This window comes from Ensifer sp. NPDC090286 (assembly GCF_044769565.1).
Classification (GTDB): Bacteria; Pseudomonadota; Alphaproteobacteria; order Rhizobiales; family Rhizobiaceae; genus Ensifer.
In genome coordinates this window covers 751,845-771,917 of the sequence record NZ_JBIVYF010000003.1, presented here as the reverse complement: position 1 = coordinate 771,917, position 20,073 = coordinate 751,845, and the positions used below count along the sequence as shown (strand labels likewise).

General features: G+C 63.8%; 15 protein-coding genes. 12 read left to right on the top strand and 3 right to left on the bottom strand.

What is annotated here, in order from left to right:
- Positions 1–7 precede the first annotated feature (7 nt).
- Positions 8–676 carry an LPS export ABC transporter periplasmic protein LptC gene (gene lptC / locus ACIQUG_RS18880; protein WP_402323492.1) on the bottom strand — a complete coding sequence of 223 codons (669 nt, stop codon included), beginning with the start codon at positions 674–676 and terminating at the stop codon, positions 8–10.
- Between the two features lie 263 nt (positions 677–939).
- On the opposite strand from lptC, the gene sppA reads away from it, so the two are divergent.
- From sppA to ACIQUG_RS18865, 3 genes are all read left to right on the top strand, one after another.
- Complete coding sequence (gene sppA, locus ACIQUG_RS18875) at positions 940–1,899, top strand: signal peptide peptidase SppA (protein ID WP_043615623.1); 960 nt, start codon at positions 940–942, stop codon at positions 1,897–1,899.
- 36 nt (positions 1,900–1,935) lie between these two features.
- A complete protein-coding gene (locus tag ACIQUG_RS18870) occupies positions 1,936–2,331 on the top strand; it encodes an integration host factor subunit beta (protein WP_371742532.1) in 396 nt (131 codons plus the stop codon).
- Between the two features lie 107 nt (positions 2,332–2,438).
- On the top strand, positions 2,439–2,783 hold the full coding sequence (locus tag ACIQUG_RS18865) for a lipopolysaccharide assembly protein LapA domain-containing protein (RefSeq protein WP_034797442.1): 345 nt from the start codon (positions 2,439–2,441) through the stop codon (positions 2,781–2,783).
- Between the two features lie 60 nt (positions 2,784–2,843).
- On the opposite strand, the gene ACIQUG_RS18860 is transcribed toward ACIQUG_RS18865, so the two are convergent.
- On the bottom strand, positions 2,844–3,302 hold the full coding sequence (locus ACIQUG_RS18860) for a carbon monoxide dehydrogenase subunit G (protein ID WP_402323491.1): 459 nt from the start codon (positions 3,300–3,302) through the stop codon (positions 2,844–2,846).
- A gap of 309 nt (positions 3,303–3,611) precedes the next feature.
- On the opposite strand from ACIQUG_RS18860, the gene ACIQUG_RS18855 reads away from it, so the two are divergent.
- The 5 genes from ACIQUG_RS18855 (at position 3,612) to ACIQUG_RS18835 (ending at position 9,455) form a co-directional block, all read left to right on the top strand.
- Positions 3,612–4,766: a class I SAM-dependent methyltransferase gene (locus tag ACIQUG_RS18855; RefSeq protein ID WP_402323490.1), complete on the top strand. Its 1,155-nt coding sequence runs from the start codon at positions 3,612–3,614 to the stop codon at positions 4,764–4,766.
- Entirely contained in the window at positions 4,763–5,623 is an 861-nt protein-coding gene (locus tag ACIQUG_RS18850) for an RNA methyltransferase (protein ID WP_192448022.1), read from the top strand. Before ACIQUG_RS18855 ends, ACIQUG_RS18850 begins: the two co-directional genes overlap by 4 nt.
- Entirely contained in the window at positions 5,620–6,111 is a 492-nt protein-coding gene (gene lspA, locus ACIQUG_RS18845; RefSeq protein ID WP_402323489.1) for a signal peptidase II, read from the top strand. Before ACIQUG_RS18850 ends, lspA begins: the two co-directional genes overlap by 4 nt.
- Positions 6,112–6,166: 55 nt before the next feature.
- Positions 6,167–8,443, top strand: a complete 2,277-nt coding sequence (locus ACIQUG_RS18840) for a hybrid sensor histidine kinase/response regulator (RefSeq protein ID WP_402323488.1) — start codon at positions 6,167–6,169, stop codon at positions 8,441–8,443.
- 121 nt (positions 8,444–8,564) lie between these two features.
- Entirely contained in the window at positions 8,565–9,455 is an 891-nt protein-coding gene (locus tag ACIQUG_RS18835; RefSeq protein WP_043615637.1) for a GNAT family N-acetyltransferase, read from the top strand.
- 349 nt (positions 9,456–9,804) lie between these two features.
- Here ACIQUG_RS18835 and ACIQUG_RS18830 read toward each other — a convergent pair whose 3' ends face one another.
- Positions 9,805–12,090 carry an NADP-dependent malic enzyme gene (locus ACIQUG_RS18830; protein WP_402323487.1) on the bottom strand — a complete coding sequence of 762 codons (2,286 nt, stop codon included), beginning with the start codon at positions 12,088–12,090 and terminating at the stop codon, positions 9,805–9,807.
- Positions 12,091–12,193: 103 nt separating this feature from the next.
- On the opposite strand from ACIQUG_RS18830, the gene mutS reads away from it, so the two are divergent.
- The 4 genes from mutS (at position 12,194) to ACIQUG_RS18810 (ending at position 20,008) form a co-directional block, all read left to right on the top strand.
- Complete coding sequence (gene mutS / locus ACIQUG_RS18825) at positions 12,194–14,947, top strand: DNA mismatch repair protein MutS (protein WP_402323486.1); 2,754 nt, start codon at positions 12,194–12,196, stop codon at positions 14,945–14,947.
- A gap of 233 nt (positions 14,948–15,180) precedes the next feature.
- Entirely contained in the window at positions 15,181–18,024 is a 2,844-nt protein-coding gene (locus ACIQUG_RS18820) for a [protein-PII] uridylyltransferase (RefSeq protein ID WP_402323485.1), read from the top strand.
- Entirely contained in the window at positions 18,021–19,616 is a 1,596-nt protein-coding gene (murJ, locus tag ACIQUG_RS18815) for a murein biosynthesis integral membrane protein MurJ (RefSeq protein ID WP_402323484.1), read from the top strand. Before ACIQUG_RS18820 ends, murJ begins: the two co-directional genes overlap by 4 nt.
- A complete protein-coding gene (locus tag ACIQUG_RS18810) occupies positions 19,616–20,008 on the top strand; it encodes a VOC family protein (protein ID WP_402323483.1) in 393 nt (130 codons plus the stop codon). Before murJ ends, ACIQUG_RS18810 begins: the two co-directional genes overlap by 1 nt.
- Positions 20,009–20,073 lie beyond the last annotated feature (65 nt).

Sequence of the window (20,073 nt, the reverse complement as noted above, 5' to 3'; positions counted from 1 at the left end):
CCGGGTCCTATTTCGCGTTTTTGCGGATGGCGGTGGGCTCGACGTTCACCCTCACCATGCCCTCGAAAATTACAATACGTCCCTTATCCGTCATTCGCAGCGTCTGCGCAATGATCGAACCACCCTTCATGCTGATCGCAACGGGCTGCTTCGTTTCCATCTCGCCGCCATTGATGTCCAGATAGGCCGACTGGAAGTCGGCGTTGATGCCATTATTGACGGAAATGGTGAACGGGGCGTTCATGTCGAGCGTATTGGCGCCGCGATCATAGATGCCGTTGGTGGCGTCGACGGTTGCGATCATCGAATCCTTCATCGGCATTTCCGCGTGGATCGTCTGCAGCGTGATGATGTCCGGGTTGGCGATATCCTGAAGCGCCCGCTGGGCCTTCATCGAATAGCTGATGCCCTGCTTGTTGCGGCCGGAGATCGCCGGGTTCTTCATGACGATCTTGCCATCCTCGATCGTCGCGGTCTCGATCTGCAGGTCGACGGGCATGAAGGCGCGCACGAAGGAGACGGCGGCAAAAATGACGGCGATGACGCCGGCGATGATCGGCAGGATGATCTTCAGGCGACGCACGCGCGCGGAATGCCGCGCGGCGAGCGCGTAGGCGTCGGCGGAGCTCGCACCCGTATCGGCAAAGATGCCCGGGGCTGGCGCGTGGTTCAACATGAAAAGGCCTGTCGGTTCTACTGCTTTTGTCGCTGACCCGGCGAAGGGGTCATTTACATACATTGGTGTAAGTCGTCGCAAATATGGATATTTTTTGCTGTCGCACAATGGCGCCGCAAAAAAACTCGGGTAAGGCGCAAAAACGCCCGCCGCGGCTTTCAACCGTGACCAAGCGCGTTTATGGAATATGCCTCTTCGCGCGCAGATAGCACGTTCCCGCGGAAACTGACAGAAGCAGCGCCAACAAATCGGGAGAAACCCACATGGACGAACTCGCCATCGCCGATCGCCGCAGCCTGCGCCGGAAGTTGAGCTTCTGGCGCTTTGTGGTGGCGGGCCTGCTTCTCCTCGTCGCGCTCGCAATCTTTGCCTGGTCCGGTGCTGCCGACGACGTCGGCCACAACAGGCAGCATGTGGCGCGCGTCGCGATCACCGGCCTGATCCAGGATGACCGCGAGCTGCTCGAGCGTCTGCAGAAGATTGCCGACAACGACAGCGTCAAGGCGCTGGTCGTGACCATTTCGTCGCCGGGCGGCACCACCTATGGCGGCGAGGTCATCTATAAGGCGATCCGTAAGGTCGCCGCCAAGAAACCGGTCGTTTCCGACGTGCGCACGCTTGCCGCTTCGGCGGGCTACATGATTGCGCTCGGCGGCGATACGATCGTTGCCGGCGAAAGCTCGATCACCGGCTCCATCGGCGTCATCTTCCAGTACCCGCAGGTCAAGGAGCTGATGGACAAGCTCGGCGTCTCCCTGGAATCGATCAAGTCGCGGCCGCTGAAGGCGGAACCTTCGCCCTTCCATCCGGCCAGCGACGAGGCGAAGGCCATGATCCAGTCGATGATCGACGACAGCTATGCCTGGTTCGTCGACCTGGTTGCCGAGCGCCGCAAGTTGTCGCGTCCCGATGCGTTGCTGCTCGCCGACGGACGCATTTTCACCGGTCGCCAGGCGCTGAAGGCCAAGCTCGTCGACAAGCTCGGCGGCGAGGACGAAATTCGCGCCTTCCTCACCGAGAAAAAGGTGTCGAAGGACCTGCCGATCGTCGATTGGGAAGCCCCCCGCAAGACCCTGCCTTTTGGCCTCGGCGCGCTGGTCGGCAACTGGATCAAGATGTTGGGATATGACGCTTTTCCGGCAATGAGCGGGCTCGAAAAAGTTGCAGGCGACAAGTTGTTTCTTGACGGTCTTGTTTCGGTTTGGCAGGTTGATGGCCAATGAGCAAGGCGACATATACCCAGCCTGAGCCGTCGAGCGATGTCGGTGATTTTGCAAATGCCGCGCACCGCCTTGCGGAAATCACAATGCAGACCGAAAAAGCAAAACAAACAAGAATTTGAGGGGGCGACAGTGATCAAGTCAGAACTGGTGCAGATTGTTGCAGCTCGCAATCCGCATCTCTACCACCGCGACGTCGAAAATATCGTCAACGCGGTCCTCGATGAGATCACCGACGCGCTCGCCGCAGGCAACCGGGTCGAACTGCGTGGCTTCGGCGCCTTCTCGGTCAAGAACCGGCCCTCGCGGTCCGGGCGCAACCCTCGAACCGGCGATTCCGTTTTCGTTGAGGAAAAATGGGTGCCGTTCTTCAAGACCGGCAAGGAACTGCGCGAGCGGCTCAACCCGGGCATGAACGGCGACGACGAGGATTGATTATCCTTGGCGGTCTACTGAGGCCCCCAACGACCCCCTGTAAACGAGGCCCGTTGCCGGCAAGTGTCCGGCAGAGAGCGTGGGCGTCGGCGAAATGGAGCGATTGAATGTTCAAGAAACTGATCAACATCGTTGTTCTTGTACCGGTCGCCATCATCCTGATTGTGCTCAGCGTGGCCAACCGCCAGAGCGTGACGCTGGCACTGAACCCCTTCCGGCCGGAAGACAGCGTGCTTTCTGTGAGCGCGCCGTTCTTCGTCTTCCTGTTCCTTGCGGTCATCGTCGGCGTCATTCTCGGTGCCGCTGCGACCTGGTTCAGCCAGGGCAAGTACCGGCGGCGCGCGCGCAACGAGGCCAACGAAGCAGTGAAGTGGCACCGCGAGGCGGAGAAACACCGCAGCCAGGCGGAAAAGCTCGCAACCCAGGCGACGCTGGCAGCGCCGCAGAACTGATCAGAAGCTCACAAGCCTGAGAAGGCCGAGGCGGGATGCCCGCTCGGCCGCGTTGCGTCTTCAGCTCGCAGCTTCCGCCGGGCCGCCAACGGCGGCGCCAAAATCGGCGAAGAATTGCTGCGCCAGTTTCTTGGCGGTCGAGTCGATCAGACGCGAGCCGAGCTGCGCGAGCTTCCCACCGATCTCTGCCTTGACGTCGTAACGCAGCACCGTTTCGTCCCCGTCCTCGGTCAAGGCGACATCGGCGCCGCCCTTGGCAAAGCCGGCGATGCCGCCCTTGCCTTCGCCCGAGATCGTATAGCTCTCTGGCGGATTGAGGTTGGAGAGCACGACATTGCCGGTGAAGGAGGCCGAGACCGGGCCGATCTTGATCTTCACCACGGCCGCAAGCTCGGTCGGCGACGTCATTTCCAGCGACTGGCATCCGGGGATGCATCGTTTGAGGATTTCCGGGTCGTTGAGGCCGCGCCACACCGCGTCGCGCCCAGCCGCAATCCGTTCTTCGCCGGTCATGTCCATGCGTTTTCCTCCCCCGTGGCGGCGCCAGGCGCCCGATTTCGGCGCGCAAACATCGCTCCGACACATTAGACCTGCCGCGGAATTTTGTCGCGAAGCCGGTTCCGGCCCATGGAAATTCGCAGCGGTTCTCGCGCCTTGATCTTCGCAAAACGGAAACGGCTTTGCCAAGAGCATCAGCGATGCTATTTGCAGCTTCAAGAGATGCTGCGGCTTCAGGCTGCGGCGACAAACCTCATGGCGTCCGCCGGCTCGTCCCGGATACTGCGCAGGCAGGCGGCCCATGCACCAACAAAGCCCAGGGATTTCAGCGTGAAGGAAAAGGACCGGCGGTCGAAGAATGCCTCCGTGACGACGGCCAAGGGCCGTGGTGCCGAAGCGCGTGGCGGCGGCCGCCACGCAGAGAAGCGTTCGGCACCGCCAAAGGGCGGCGGCTTCAAGGAGCGGCCGGCGCGACCGGCGGCAGCGCAGGGCGCGGAGACGCGCGAGAAGCCAGCAAAGCATGCGCCTGCGCAGGAAACGCCGGCGCGGGTGATCGCGCGGCGAACCGGCGACAAGCCGGCCGAGCGCGTGCCGCTCATTCTTGAAACGTCCGACGCTTCCGGCTACCACCTGATCGACAGCGGCGCCGGCGAGAAACTGGAACAGTACGGTCCCTATCGCATCGTGCGCCCCGAGGCGCAGGCGCTCTGGCCGCGCAACCTGCCCGACAGCGTCTGGGAGAAGGCCGACGCGATCTTCACCGGCGACACCGACGAAGACGGCATGGGCCGTTGGCGCTTTCCCGGCGCCGTGCTCGGCGAGACCTGGCCGATGCAGCTTCTCAATACGGAATTCCACGGCCGTTTCACCTCGTTCCGCCATGTCGGCGTCTTTCCCGAACAGCTCGCGCACTGGAGCTGGGTGAAGGAGCAGGTCGAGGCGGCCGGACGGCCGCTGAAGGTTCTGAACCTCTTCGGCTACACCGGCGTCGCCTCGCTGATCGCCGCCAGGGCCGGCGCCGAGGTCACCCATGTCGACGCCTCCAAGAAGGCGATCGGCTGGGCGCGCGAAAACCAGCAGCTGGCGCGGGCCGAAAACCTGCCGATCCGCTGGATCTGCGACGATGCGATGAAGTTCATCCAGCGCGAAGAGCGACGCGGCAGCCGCTACGACATCATCTTGACCGACCCGCCGAAGTTTGGCCGCGGGCCGAACGGCGAGGTCTGGCAGCTTTTCGACCACCTGGCCGCGATGCTCGACATCTGCCGCGAGATCCTGTCGCCGGAGGCGCGCGGCCTGGTGCTGACGGCCTATTCGATCCGGGCGAGCTTCTACTCGATCCATGAACTGATGCGCGAGACGATGCGCGGCCGCGGCGGCCGGGTGGAGTCGGGCGAACTCATCATCCGCGAGGGCGGGCTTGACGGCCGCGAGCCGGGCAGGGCGCTTTCGACTTCACTCTTCAGCCGGTGGGTACCGCAATGACGAACGACAGAAGCGAGCACGGCACTGGTCGTGTCGGTCAGGTGAAGGAGGTCACGAGCCTCACCAACCCGATCATCAAGGACATCCGCGCGCTGACGCAGAAGAAGCACCGCGACGAGACGCGCTCCTTCATGGCCGAAGGCCTGAAGCTGGTGATCGACGCGCTCGACCTCGGCTGGAAGATCAAGACGCTGATCTATGCCAAGGCCGCCAAGGGCAAGCCGCATGTCGAACAGGTGGCGGCCAAGACCTTTGCCAAGGGCGGGCTGGTGCTGGAAGTCAGCGAGAAGGTGCTGTCGACGATCACCCGGCGCGACAATCCGCAGATGGTCGTCGGCATCTTCGAGCAGCGCTACCAGTCGCTGAAGGACCTGAAGCCGCAGCTCGGCGAAACCTATGTGGCGCTCGATCGCGTCCGTGACCCTGGCAACCTCGGCACCGTCATCCGCACGGCCGATGCCGCCGGTGCCTCCGGCGTCATTCTCGTCGGCGAGACCACCGATCCGTTTTCGCTCGAAACCGTGCGCGCGACGATGGGCTCGGTCTTTGCGATGCCGGTGGCGCGCGCCAGCGTCGAGGATTTCATCCGCTGGCAGAAATCCGCCGGCGTGAAGGTCGTCGCGACCCATCTTGCCGGCGCCGTCGACTATCGCACCATTGACTACAAGTCGAAGCCGGTCGTGCTTTTGATGGGCAACGAGCAGTCGGGGCTGCCGGAGGAGCTCGCCCGCGAGGCTGGTGCGCTTGCCCGCATCCCGCAGGCCGGCCGCGCCGACTCGCTCAACCTGGCGATCGCCACCGGCATTATGCTGTTCGAGGCACGCCGTCACCTTTTGACCCTGGATGCCCGTGCATGAACGAGAAGCAGGTGCTGTTTTCCCGGCCGGTGCCGATCGCGGTCTTTATCCTTCTTGCTCTGGCCGCCGATCAGGTGATCAAGTATCTGGTCGAGCTTTACCTGCCGTTCAACCAGGCGGTCCATGTCGTGCCGATGCTGGCGCTCTACCGCACCTACAACTACGGCGTCGCCTTCTCCATGCTTTCGGGTATGGAGGGCTGGTTCATCGTAGGCATGCGGCTCACCGTCTGCGCCTTCGTGCTCTGGCTGTGGAAGCGCACGCCGAAGGATCGGTTCTTTGCCCATTTCGGCTACGCGCTGATCATCGCCGGTGCGCTTGGTAACCTCGTCGACCGGGTGATCTTCGGCTACGTCATCGACTACATCCTGTTCTATACGGAGACGTGGTCCTTCGCCGTCTTCAATCTGGCCGATACCTTCATCACCATCGGTGCCGGGGCGATCATCCTTGACGAGCTGCTGCACGCGAAAAAGGCGGATCGGTAAGATTTTATCGAAGCCTTGAAGCCATTCGGAACGCCTGTCGTGTTAGCCGGAACGCATGAGCGAACCGTCACGACTGCTAGAGCGGATCGAAACCGGCTTCGGGAGAGATGCCCGGGCGGGTAGCGCTGCGTCGGTTTCGGCGCTTCCGCTCGATGGACCGCCGTCCCGTGAGGTGTCGGCGCAGCCCGCTTCCGGTGCGCGCCCTGCGCTTAATTATGCGTCCCTGGCGCTGCTCGGCCTGGTCGCTTCCGGCCTTATCCTCGTCGTCGGCATGACTGCCGGCTTCCACCTGTTCGCCGCGGCGATTGCCGCGGCCGGCGTGGTCGGTGCGCTTCTGCTCGCCGTCGAAGCCATCCGCGCGTTTGACAGCGTGCCGGTTTCCGACGAGGCGGAGCGAGACAAGGATTGGCACCGCTCCGAAACCTCGGCGCTACTTTCGACCATTCACGATGCGCTGGGCGACCTTGCGATAATGCGCGGCATGGACGGAAAGATTGTCCACGCCAATGCCGTCTTTCATCAGATCTGCGGCCGGTCGGATGTCCGGGGCATGGCCTGCGGCGCCCTTGGCCTGACCTTCGAGCCGAAGGCCGCGCCCAATCATTACCTCGTGCGCATCGCCGCTGCCGAGGGCATCCGTCTTTTCGATTGGCATGACGTGATCGCCCGCGATCCGGCGAGCGGCAAGCTGATGCGCCACAGCATTGCACGCGACGTCACCGAGGAAGCGCGGGCGGCGCGCGAGCGCGAGGCGGCGCGCCGGCGGGCTGAAGAGGCGAGTCAGGCAAAATCGCGACTGCTTGCCACCGTCAGCCATGAAATCCGCACGCCGCTTTCGGGCATTCTCGGCATGAGCCATCTGCTCGGCCAGACCCGCCTGTCGAGCGAACAGAAGAACTATCTCGCCGGAATGCAGCAATCCGGTCACGCGCTGGTCCAGCTGGTCGAAGACCTGATCGACTTTTCGTCGCTTTCGGCCGGTCGCTTCCAGTTTCGCCCGAGCCGGCAGGATCCGCGCGGCGTGATCGAGAGCGTCGTGGAAATGCTCTCCAACCGCGCCCACGAGAAGGGCATCGAGATCGGCGCCACCGTTTCCGTCGATGTCCCCGCACTGATGGCCTTCGACGCGGCGCGCCTGCGCCAGGTGCTTTTCAATGTCATCGGCAACGCGGTCAAATTTACGGAAGTCGGCGGCGTCTTCGTCAGCGCCGACACGATCGAAGACTGCGTGCGGATCCGCATCGACGATACGGGTCCGGGGATGTCGCCCGACGATCTGAAACGCATCTTCGAGGAGTTCGAGCAGGCCGGCAACGACGAACAGCGCGCCAAGGGCACCGGTCTCGGCCTCGCCATATCCAGGCGCATCATGCAGGCCTGCGGCGGCAGCCTCACGGCCGCAAGCGCGCCCGGCCGCGGCAGCCGCTTCGAAATCCGCATGCCGCTTGCAGAGGTCGAGGCGATCGCGCCGGAGCGCCGCTCCACTCTTGCCGGATCGCATGTTCTGGTGATGGCCCCCGATGGCCCGGCCTCGGCGGCGCTGGCCGCAACCATCGCGACGCTTGGCGGGCGCTGCCACCGCGCAACGACGCTTGCCGCAGCCCAGCATGTTCTCGCCGACGTGCAGGCAGGCGGCGCGCCGCTCACCGACGTGATCGTCGATCACCGGCACGCCCAGCAGTACGAGCAGCTTCTGGCGCTGCAGCCGGCCATCGGGCGGCTGGAGGTTCGCCGCACCTATCTGATCAATCCGGAGGAGCGCAACAGCCACCCCGTCAACCAGATGGATGGCTACGAGGCCTGGCTGATCCGGCCCCTGCGCGAAAAGTCGCTGGTCGAAGTGCTGCTCGGCCGCCTGAAAGGCATCGAAAAGCGCGACGCGATCAACGACAACAGGCCGGTCCTGCGCGAGGAGCCGGTCGTCGAACCCGATCGTCGGCCGGGACACGGCATCCTGCTGGCCGAGGACGACCCGATCAATGCACTGATCATCCGCACCCTGCTGCAGCGCTCGGGACATGCGGTGCAACTGGTCAGCGACTTCGCGGGGGTCGCAGAGACGTTGCGGGCGCCCGCCGGAACCACATCGCCGGAGCTTCTCGTCACCGACCTCAACATGCCGGGTGGCGACGGGCTTTCCATGATGCGGCAGATACGCGCGGACGAGGCGTCGCGCGCGCTGGCGCGGCTGCCGGTGATCGTTCTGACGTCGGATATCCGCGAGGACATGCGCGACCGCCTGCTTGCCGCCGGTGCCGATGTCGTGCTCGCCAAGCCCGTGGAACCACAGGTGCTGACCGCCGAGATCGCGCGTCTGCTGCGCAAACGGTAACTCTTGCGGCGGTTACGGTATTGATCGGACAGCGGGGGTTGTACGCAATGTTCATGTCACTATGTTGTTGCAGAAACGTGGTCTAAGCCCCCGCAGACAGATTTGATTCGGGATGACGCGGATGGCCATCGAGCTACTGGATTCGGCGAACGTGGTTGACACTTCTCAGGCTTGCATCGGCAAGAAAGCCGCCGCTCCGGCGTCCGACGTTCTCGGCAGGATCGCCAATCTCGAGACGCGGCTCGCCCGCACGGCGTCGGAAATCGATGCCGCTCAGGCCGTGCGTTACAAGGTTTTCGTCGAGGAGATGAAGGCACAGGTCGGCCCCGAGGCCGATCGGCGCAAGCGCGACGTCGACAGCTGGGACGCGATCTGCGACCACCTTTTGGTTCTCGACACGTCGATCGAAGGCGACGCCGAGGATCAGATCGTCGGGACATACCGGTTGCTGCGCCAGGATGTGGCTGAGCGCTCGGGCGGCTTCTACTCGTCTTCCGAATTCGCGATCGACGCGCTTCTCGCCCGTCATCCGACCAAGCGCTTCATGGAACTCGGCCGTTCCTGCGTTCTGCCGGACTACCGCACCAAGCGCACGGTCGAACTCCTGTGGCAGGGCAACTGGGCCTATGCGCTCAAATACGGCATGGACGCGATGTTCGGCTGCGGTTCGTTCCCCGGTGTCGTTCCGGCCGAGCATGCGCTGGCGCTATCCTTCCTGCACCACAATATCCGCGCCCGCGACGACTGGGCCGTCAGCGCACGGCCCGAGCTGCACCGGACGATGGATCTGATGCCGGCCGAGGCGATCAATGCCAAGAAGGCGCTTGCCGCTCTGCCGCCCTTGATCAAGGGCTATATGCGTCTCGGCGCCATGGTCGGCGACGGCGCGGTGGTCGATCATGCGTTCCGCACCACCGACGTTCTGATCGTTTTGCCGATCAGCAACATCTCGGGCCGCTACCTCAACTACTACGGCGCAGATGCCGGACGTTTCGGTGGCGCCGCCTCCTGACCGGGTCCCGGTGGGGTTAACCAATTATTAATGATGGGTTTGACTTTCAGGGTCGAAAGAGAGACATGTATTGTCATGTTCTTCTCTAGTTTCATGACGAACGAATAGAGAAAATAAATGGAGAAACTGCCGATCTTCCGGAGGTCGACAGGCATAGGGTTCCCAAGACTCCGTCTTTCATTACCTTAAACATAAATGCATTACATGTTATTAAGCCCGCCTCCTTTTCGGAAAGCGGGCTTTTCTTCTTTGTATTTGTTTCGAATTGCTACCAGTCGGGATCGCGCATTGATCCGAATGGAGACGGCTGCACCGAAATGGAGCAGCCGTCGGGCCGGCAATACCGGTCCTACATGCCGGCGTTATAGGCTGCGATCGCCGCCATATTGACGATGTCGGAATCCTTCGCCGACATCGAGACGATCTGGATCGACTTGTCGAAGCCGACGAGCAACGGACCGATCACCGTCGAGCCGCCGAGTTCCTGCAGCATCTTGGTCGAGATCGATGCCGAGTGGAACGCCGGCATGACGAGCACGTTGGCCGTGCCCGATAGGCGGCAGAACGGGTATTGCTCCATGACCTTCGGATTGAGCGCCACGTCGGCGGCCATTTCACCGTCATACTCGAAATCGACGCGACGCTTGTCGAGGATGTTGACCGCCTCGCGCACCCGCTCGGAACGCTCGCCCTGGGGATGGCCGAAAGTGGAGTAGGCAAGCATCGCCACGCGCGGCACGTAGCCGAGACGCTTGGCGAGGCCGGCCGCTTCCTCGGCGATATCGGCAAGCTCCTCCGAAGAGGGCATGTCGTGAACCGCCGTGTCGGCGACGAGCACGGTACGGCCGCGGCAGAGCGCGATCGAGACGCCGATCACGCGGTGGCCGGGCTTCGGGTCGATGCAGCGGCGCACGTCTTCGAGCGCCGTCGAGTAGTTGCGGGTGAGACCCGTCACCATGCCGTCGGCGTCGCCGAGCGCCACCATGCAGGCGGCGAAGTGGTTACGGTCGTTGTTGATCAGGCGCTGGGCGTCGCGGAAGAGGAAACCCTTCCGCTGCAGGCGGGCATAGAGATAGTCCGTATAGGCGCCGACACGCTTGGAAAGCCGCGCATTGACGATCTGGATGCCGGGGCGGTCGAGGTCGATGCCCTCGCGTTCCGCCGTCTCGCGCATGCGCTCCTCGCGGCCGAGCAGGATGGCGGTGCCAAGCTGCTGGTTGGCATAGGCGATGGCCGAGCGCATGACCTGCACCTCTTCGCCTTCGGCAAAGACGATGCGCTTCGGCTGGCGCCGGACGCGCTCGTAGATGCGCTGCAACGTCGAGGCGATCGGGTCGCGGCGGGCGGAAAGCTGGCGGCCATAGGCTTCGAGGTCGGTGATCGGCTTGCGGGCAACGCCACTCTCGATCGCTGCCTTGGCGACCGCCATCGGGATCGCCGAGATCAGCCGCGGGTCGAAGGGGACCGGGATGATGTATTGCGGACCGAAGCGGGGCCGGTTGCCCTGGTAGGCGGCGGCGACATCGTCGGGAACGTCTTCCTTGGCAAGGCTGGCGAGCGCCTCGGCAGCGGCAATCTTCATCTCGTCGTTGATGGTCGTTGCGCGCACGTCCAGTGCACCGCGGAAGATGTAGGGGAAGCCGAGCACGTTGTTGACCTGGTTCGGATAGTCCGAACGGCCGGTCGCGACGATCGCGTCGTCGCGGATGCGGGCGACCTCTTCCGGGGTGATTTCCGGATCCGGGTTGGCCATGGCGAAGATGATCGGCCGCGGCGCCATCGAGCGCACCATGTCCTCCGAAAGCGCGCCCTTGGCCGAAAGACCGAAGACCACGTCGGCGCCGTCCATCGCTTCGGCGAGCGTGCGGCGGTCGGTCTTGACCGCATGGGCCGACTTCCACTGGTTCATGCCCTCGGTGCGGCCTTGGAAGATCACGCCCTTGGTATCGCACAGGATCACATTTTCCGGATTGAAGCCCATCGACTTGATGAGTTCGATGCAAGCGATGGCGGCGGCACCCGCGCCGTTGCAGACGAGCTTCGTCGTCTTGAAGTCGCGCCCGGTCAAGGCCAGCGCATTGATGAGGCCGGCCGCGGCGATGATCGCGGTGCCGTGCTGGTCGTCGTGGAACACCGGAATGTCCATGACCTCGCGCAGCTTCTGCTCGATGATGAAACAGTCCGGCGCCTTGATGTCTTCAAGGTTGATGCCGCCGAAGGAGGGCCCGAGGAAACGCACGCAGTTGATGAACTCGTCGACGTTTTCGGTATCGACTTCAAGGTCGATGGAATCGACATCGGCAAAGCGCTTGAACAGCACGGCCTTGCCTTCCATCACCGGCTTGGAGGCGAGCGCCCCGAGATTGCCGAGGCCGAGAATGGCGGTGCCGTTGGAGATGACCGCGACCATGTTGCCGCGCGTAGTATAGTCGTAGGCGGTGTTGGGGTCCTCGGCGATCGCCTTCACCGGCACGGCAACGCCCGGCGAGTAGGCAAGCGACAGGTCGCGTTGCGTCGCCATCGCCTTGGTGGGGGAAATCTCCAGCTTTCCGGGGCGACCCTGCGAGTGAAAATCAAGCGCTTCCTGCGCGGTGACGCTCGTCATGGTGCGATCGGTCTTGTCGGTGGCCGGCATGTTTCCTCTATCCTCCTGTGGGCGAGCCTTGCGGCGCGCCTCTTTATGGTTGTCGTCTACATTTGCTTGGCGATAGTGTGCCATCTCTTTTTTCGGAACAATCATGAATTTCGTGACAGACTATTCGACCCGGGCGGGGGAGGTTTTATCCGCAGCCGAACTGGCGAGCGAGGAAAGCCGTTCCACCGCGACGCCGATGATGGAACAATTCATCGAGATCAAGGCCAACAACCCGGACTCGCTGCTGTTCTACCGCATGGGCGACTTCTACGAACTGTTCTTCCAGGACGCGGTCGAAGCTTCGCGCGCGCTCGGCATCACGCTGACCAAGCGCGGCCAGCACATGGGTCAGGAAATCCCGATGTGCGGCGTGCCGGTGCATGCGGCCGATGATTATCTGCAGAAGCTGATCGGTCTCGGCTTCCGCGTCGCCGTCTGCGAGCAGGTGGAAGACCCGGCGGAAGCCAAGAAGCGCGGAGCCAAGTCGGTGGTGCGCCGCGACGTCGTGCGGCTGGTCACGCCAGGCACGATCACCGAAGAGAAACTGCTTTCGCCGTCCGAGACCAACTATCTGATGGCGCTGGCGCGGATCAAGAGCGGGTCCGAGCCTGCCTACGCGCTTGCCTGGATCGACATCTCCACCGGCATCTTCCGCCTCGCCGAGACCGCCGAGAGCCGACTGCTTGCCGATATCCTGCGCATCGAGCCGCGCGAACTGATCCTGGCCGATACGGTCTTTCACGACCCGGAACTGAGATCCGTCTTCGACGTGCTCGGCCGCGTTGCCGTACCGCAGCCTGCCGTGCTGTTCGATAGCGCCACGGCGGAGGGCCGTATTTCCCGCTATTTCGGCGTCAAGACGCTCGACGGCTTCGGCACGTTTTCACGCGCCGAACTGGCCGCGGCGTCGGCGGCGATCTCCTATGTCGAGAAGACCCAGCTTGCCGAACGTCCGGCACTCGGCACGCCCGAGCGCGAAAGTGCGGCCTCGACGCTGTTCATCGACCCGGCGACCCGCGGCAACCTCGAGCTCGTCAAGACGCTGTCCGGCGCACGCGAAGGCACGCTGCTGAAGGCGCTCGATCGCACCGTGACAAGCGGCGGCGCCCGGCTTCTCGCCGAGCGGCTGATGTCGCCGCTGACCGACCCGGACCGTATCAATGAGCGTCTCGACTCGATCGAGATCCTGGCGGACCAGCCGTCCTTTGCAGGCGATCTCCGCGATGCCCTGCGCCGCGCGCCAGACATGCCGCGCGCCCTGTCGCGGCTGGCACTCGGCCGCGGCGGCCCGCGGGATCTTGGCGCCATCCGGGCCGGCCTTCACGCCTCGGCCTCGATTTCGCGCCTGATGGCTGCCGGCACACTGTCGGACGAATTGAAACAGGCGCGTGCCGCGATCGACGCGCTGCCGGCAGGTCTGCTCGGTCTGCTCGACGCGACGCTCGGTGAAGAGCTGCCGCTTCTGAAGCGGGACGGCGGTTTCGTCTGCGAAGGTGCCAATGCCGAACTCGACGAGGTCCGGGGCCTGCGCGATCAGTCGCGCCGGGTGATCGCCGGGCTGCAGCTGCAATATTCCGAAGAGACCGGCATCAAGTCGCTGAAGATCAAGCACAACACCGTGCTCGGCTATTTCATCGAGGTGACGGCCGGCAATGCCGGTTCGATGACCGACACCGATGCCGGCCGCGCCCGCTTCATCCACCGCCAGACCATGGCGAACGCGATGCGCTTCACGACGACGGAGCTTGCCGAGCTCGAAAGCAAGATCGCCAATGCCGCCGACCGGGCGCTGTCGATCGAGCTTGCCGCCTTCGACCAGATGACGGCAGAGGTTGTGACTGCTGCCGAGACGCTGAAGGCTGCTGCACTGGCGCTTGCGACGGTCGACGTCTCCGTCGGCCTTGCGGTGCTTGCCGAAGAGCAGGCCTATGCAAGACCCACCGTCGACCGCTCGCGCATGTTCGCCATCGACGGCGGTCGTCATCCGGTGGTCGAACAGGCGCTGAAGCGCCAGGCATCGAACGCTTTTGTCGCCAACGGCTGCGATCTGTCACCGCCCGAGGGCGAAGAGGGCGGCGCGATCTGGCTGCTCACCGGTCCCAACATGGGCGGTAAATCGACATTCCTGCGCCAGAACGCCTTGATCGCGATCATGGCGCAGATGGGCACATTCGTACCGGCCACGAGCGCCCATATCGGCATCGTCGACCGGCTCTTTTCCCGCGTCGGCGCGTCGGACGATCTGGCGCGCGGCCGCTCGACCTTCATGGTCGAGATGGTCGAGACGGCGGCGATCCTCAACCAGGCAACCGACCGCTCGCTGGTCATCCTCGACGAGATCGGCCGTGGCACTGCCACCTTCGACGGTCTGTCGATTGCCTGGGCAGCGGTCGAGCACCTGCATGAGGCGAACCGCTGCCGCGGTCTCTTTGCGACCCACTTCCATGAGCTGACCGTGCTTTCGGAAAAGCTCGGCCGTCTCTCGAATGCGACGATGCGCGTCAAGGAATGGCACGGCGACGTGATCTTCCTGCACGAGGTCGGTCCGGGTGCTGCCGATCGCTCCTACGGCATTCAGGTCGCCCGTCTCGCCGGCCTGCCGGCCTCGGTCGTGGCCCGCGCCAAGGACGTGCTCGCCAAGCTCGAGGATGCGGACCGCAAGAACCCGGCGAGCCAGCTGATCGACGATCTGCCGCTGTTCCAGGTGGCGATCCGCCGCGAAGAGGTGAAGCCCGCCGGGAATTCCAAGGTCGACGAGGCGCTGAAGGCGCTGAACCCCGACGACATGACGCCGCGCGAGGCGCTCGATGCGCTCTATGCGCTGAAGAAGGAACTGAGCGCGACCAAGGCGGGGTGAGGAACGTGCGTGCGGTTTTCCGCCCGCATTCCGGCAACCCGTGGCCTGGGCGCTGCGCGCCTTTTTCCTGTGCAAGCCGTCGGTAAAAAGGCTATACAGCGCCGCGCGCCTTTGCGGGCGCGGCGCTTGAATGCTGTTTGGTCTTTATTCGGCCTCGGTCGCAAGGATCATGCAGGAGCGCTTGACAGCGAACGACCACGCAACCAGTCGGACAGGGCGCCCCTCGGCACTTCATGGGCAGACAAGACATCTCCTTTCCCGAAATTCTCGACGTCGCAGCGCTCCGGGCGAAATGCGACTTCATCGCCTCGGCCCATGCCGAACAGCGCGACCCGATGCGTCAGGCATTGCTCACGGCTTTCAAGCAGGCAAACATCGCTGGCCGGGCAAAGGCCCGTGAACTGTTCAATGCCGACGGTGCCGGCATTCTCTGCGCCGAGCGTATTTCCTGGCTGCAGGATCAGCTGATCACGGTGCTGCATGATTTCGTGCTGAACGAGATCTTCGATGCCGCCAATGCACCGCCGGCGTCGCGGATCGCCGTGACGGCGGTCGGCGGCTATGGCCGCGGCACGCTGGCGCCGGGCTCCGACATCGACCTTCTGTTCCTGCTGCCGGTGAAAAAGGCCGTCTGGGCCGAGCCGGCGATCGAGTTCATGCTCTATATCCTCTGGGATCTGGGCTTCAAGGTCGGCCACGCCACCCGCACCATCGACGAGTGCATCCGGTTGTCACGCGCCGACATGACGATCCGCACGGCCATCCTCGAGACACGCTACATCTGCGGCTCGCAGACGCTCTGCGCCGAACTGGAAACCCGCTTCGACCACGAGATCGTGCGCAACACCGGCCCGGACTTCATCGCCGCGAAGCTGGCCGAGCGCGACGAGCGTCACCGCAAGGCCGGCGACACGCGCTATCTCGTCGAGCCGAACGTCAAGGAAGGCAAGGGCGGACTTCGCGACCTGCACACGCTGTTCTGGATCGCCAAGTACTTCTACCGGCTGAAGGACACTGCCGACCTCGTCAAGCTCGGCGTCTTGTCGCGGCAGGAGTACCAGCTCTTCCAGAAGGCCGAGGACTTTCTCTGGGCGGTGCGCTGCCACATGCATTTCCTCACCGGCAAATCCGAGGAACGGCTTTCCTTCGATATCCAGCGCGAGATCGCCGAGGCGCTCGGTTACCATGACCACCCTGGCCTGTCCGCCGTCGAACGCTTCATGAAGCACTTCTTCCTGGTGGCAAAGGACGTCGGCGACCTCACCCGCATCTTCTGCGCCGCGCTCGAAGACCAGCAGGCCAAGGACGCGCCCGGCATTTCCGGCATCATCGGCCGCTTCACCCATCGCAGTCGCAAGATCGCTGGCACGCTCGATTTCGTCGACGACGGCGGCCGCATTGCGCTCGCAAGCCCCGACGTCTTCAAGCGCGACCCGGTCAATCTGCTGCGCTTCTTCCACGTCGCCGATATCAACGGGCTGGAATTCCATCCGGCGGCACTGCGCCAGGTCACGCGGTCGCTGAGCCTGATCAAGCCGGCGCTGCGCGAAAACGAAGAGGCGAACCGTCTCTTCCTGTCGATCCTCACTTCGCGCCGCAAGCCGGAACTGATCTTGCGCCGCATGAACGAGGCTGGCGTGCTCGGCCGCTTCATTCCGGATTTCGGCAAGATCGTCTCGATGATGCAGTTCAACATGTATCATCACTATACGGTCGATGAGCACCTGCTGCGCACCGTCGACGTGCTGTCTCGCATCGAGGGCGGCATCGAGGAGGAGGCTCATCCGCTCGTCGCCAAGCTGATGCCAGGGATCGAGGACCGTGAGGCGCTCTATGTCGCTGTGCTTTTGCACGACATCGCCAAGGGCCGGCCGGAGGACCATTCGACCGCCGGCGCCAAGGTGGCGCGCAAGCTCTGCCCGCGCTTCGGGCTGTCGCCGAAGCAGACCGAACTGGTCGCCTGGCTGATCGAGGAGCATCTGCTGATGTCGATGGTCGCCCAGACGCGCGACCTCAACGACCGCAAGACGATCGTCGATTTCGCCGAGCGGGTGCAGTCGCTCGATCGGCTGAAGATGCTGCTGGTGCTCACCGTCTGCGATATCCGCGCCGTCGGCCCGGGTGTCTGGAACGGCTGGAAGGGCCAGCTGCTGCGCACGCTCTATTACGAGACCGAGCTGTTGCTGTCGGGCGGCTTCTCGGAACTGTCGCGCAAGGAGCGTGCGGCCCATGCCGCGATCATGCTCGGCGAGGCCTTGACCGACTGGTCCGAAAAGGAACGCGACGACTATGTGCGCTTGCACTACCAGCCGTATCTCCTGACGGTGGCGCTGGAAGATCAGATCCGGCATGCGCGTTTCATCCGCGAGGCGGATGCCGCCGGCAAGGCTCTCGCGACCATGGTGCGCACCCACCAGTTCCATGCGATCACCGAAATCACCGTGCTTTCGCCGGACCATCCGCGGCTTCTGACTGTCATTGCCGGGGCCTGTGCGGCCGCCGGCGCCAACATCGTCGACGCGCAGATCTTCACGACCTCGGACGGACGCGCTCTCGACACTATTCTCGTCAACCGCGAGTTCGCTGTCGATGAGGACGAGATGCGCCGGGCGGCGAGCATCGGCAAGCTGATCGAGGACGTGCTTTCGGGCCGCAAGCGCCTGCCGGAGGTGATTGCCAGCCGCACCAAGGTGAAGAAGCGTACCAAGGCGTTTACCGTCACGCCGGAAGTGACGATCAGCAACACGCTGTCGAACAAGTTCACGGTGATCGAGGTCGAAGGCCTCGACCGTCCGGGCCTTCTGTCCGAGATCACCGCGGTGCTGTCCGACCTTTCGCTCGACATCGCCTCGGCGCACATCACCACCTTCGGTGAGAAGGTGATCGACACCTTCTACGTCACCGACCTCGTCGGCCAGAAGGTGACGAGTGAAAACCGTCAGATGAACATTGCCGCACGCCTCAAGGCCGTCATGGCCGGGGAGGGGGACGAAGCGCGCGACCGCATGCCCTCGGGCATCATCGCGCCGCCCCCGGGCGTTTCCTCCGCTCACAGAACGACAAAAGCCGAAACATGAGTCTGGTCAAGAAATTTGCAACCGTCGGCGGCGCGACGCTCGGAAGCCGCCTGTTCGGCTTCATCCGCGAAACCTTCATGGCGGCAGCGCTTGGCACCGGCCCGGTTGCCGACGCCTTCAACACCGCCTTCCGCCTGCCCAACACCTTCCGGCGCCTCTTTGCCGAAGGCGCCTTCAATTCCGCCTTCGTGCCGCTCTTTGCCCGGGAGATCGAGGCGAACGGCATGGATGGCGCGCGGCGTTTTTCCGAAGAGGTCTTCGGCGTCCTCTTCACCGTGCTTCTGTTCCTGACGATCGCGATGGAATTGACGATGCCCTTCATCGTCAGCAACCTGATCGCACCCGGCTTTGCCGACGAACCGGAAAAGCTCGGCAGCACCATCGTCTTTGCGGCGATCATGTTCCCCTATCTCGCCTGCATGTCGCTGGCGGCGATGATGGCGGGCATGCTGAATTCGCTGCACCGCTACTTCGCAGCGGCCATCGCACCGGTCTTCCTCAATTTCATCCTCATCGGCGTGCTCGGCTATGCCTGGTATGCGGGTCAGGATCCGATCGCGGTCGGCTATAGCCTCTCCTGGGGCGTCATGGCCGCCGGTCTCGTCCAGCTTGCGATCGTCTGGATCGCCGTGCGCGACGCCGGCATCAAGATCGGCCTTCGCCGCCCGAAGATGACCGCCAATGTCCGGCGTCTTTTGGTGCTGGCGCTTCCGGCGGCGATCACCGGCGGCATCACGCAGATCAACCTCCTGATCAACACCAACATCGCCTCGGCGCAGGAAGGTGCGGTGTCGTCGCTCGTCTATGCCGACCGCATCTACCAGCTTCCGCTCGGTGTCGTCGGCATTGCGGTCGCAACCGTGCTTCTGCCGGAACTTGCCCGGGCGCTGCGTTCGGGCAACGTCAACGAGGCCTCGAACCTGCAGAACCGCTCGGTCGAGTTCACGCTGTTCCTGACCCTGCCGGCCGCGGCCGCCTTGCTCGTCATGTCCGAGCCGATCGTCCGGTTACTGTTCGAGCGCGGCAAGTTTTCGGCCGATTCGACCGTCATCGTCGGCCATATCCTGGCGATCTACGGCCTCGGCCTGCCGGCTTTCGTGCTGATCAAGGCCTTCATTCCCGGCTTCTTCGCGCGCGAAGATACGCGCACCCCGATGATCTTCGCTGCGATTTCCGTCGTCGTGAACGTGTCCCTGGCGCTTACCCTGTTTCCACGTCTTGGCGCGAGCGGCATTGCCACCGCCGAGATCGTTGCCGGCTGGGTGAATGCCGTGCTGCTGTTCGCAACGCTTGTCTGGCGCGGCCATTGGGGCAGGGACATCCCGCTTCTGACCCGTATCCCCCGTCTCGTCATCGCCGCGGCGGGTATGGCGGCGGCGCTATATTATGCCGTCGACTGGTTCGCCTTCGAGCTGTCCTCGGCAGCCTCGCTCTTCACGCGGGCAACGACGCTGACGGGTCTCGTCGCGGTCTCCATGGTGATCTACTTCGCGCTTGCCTTCGGGCTCGGTGGCGCGAGCCTCGGGATGATCCGCCGCAACATCAAGCGCGGGGCGAAAGCGCCCGCCGCAGCACCTGAGGCGAGCGAATGATGCGCCAGACCATTGCACGCATTGCCCTGGTCGTGCCGGATTACGACGCCGGCATCGCCTTCTATTGCGGCAAGCTCGGTTTCGATCTCGTCGAAGACACCGTCCTCGACACCATCAAGCGCTGGGTCGTCGTCCGTCCCAAGGGTGCCGTCGAGACGGCATTGCTGCTCGCCAAGGCGCACGGCGAGCGCCAGCAGGCGGCGATCGGCAACCAGACCGGCGGCCGGGTCGGCTTCTTCCTGTTCACCGACGATTTTTCCCGCGACCATGCGGCGATGCTGGCCGCAGGCGTCGTCTTTCTGGAGGCGCCGCGCCACGAGCCCTATGGCACCGTGGCGGTCTTCAGCGACCCGTTCGGCAACCATTGGGATCTGCTGCAGCCGGCGGCATGAGGGTGCCTCGCCAGGCCCCTTGATTGCCTTGCATCCTGCGTGCATAAGCCATGCCGTTAGCAACA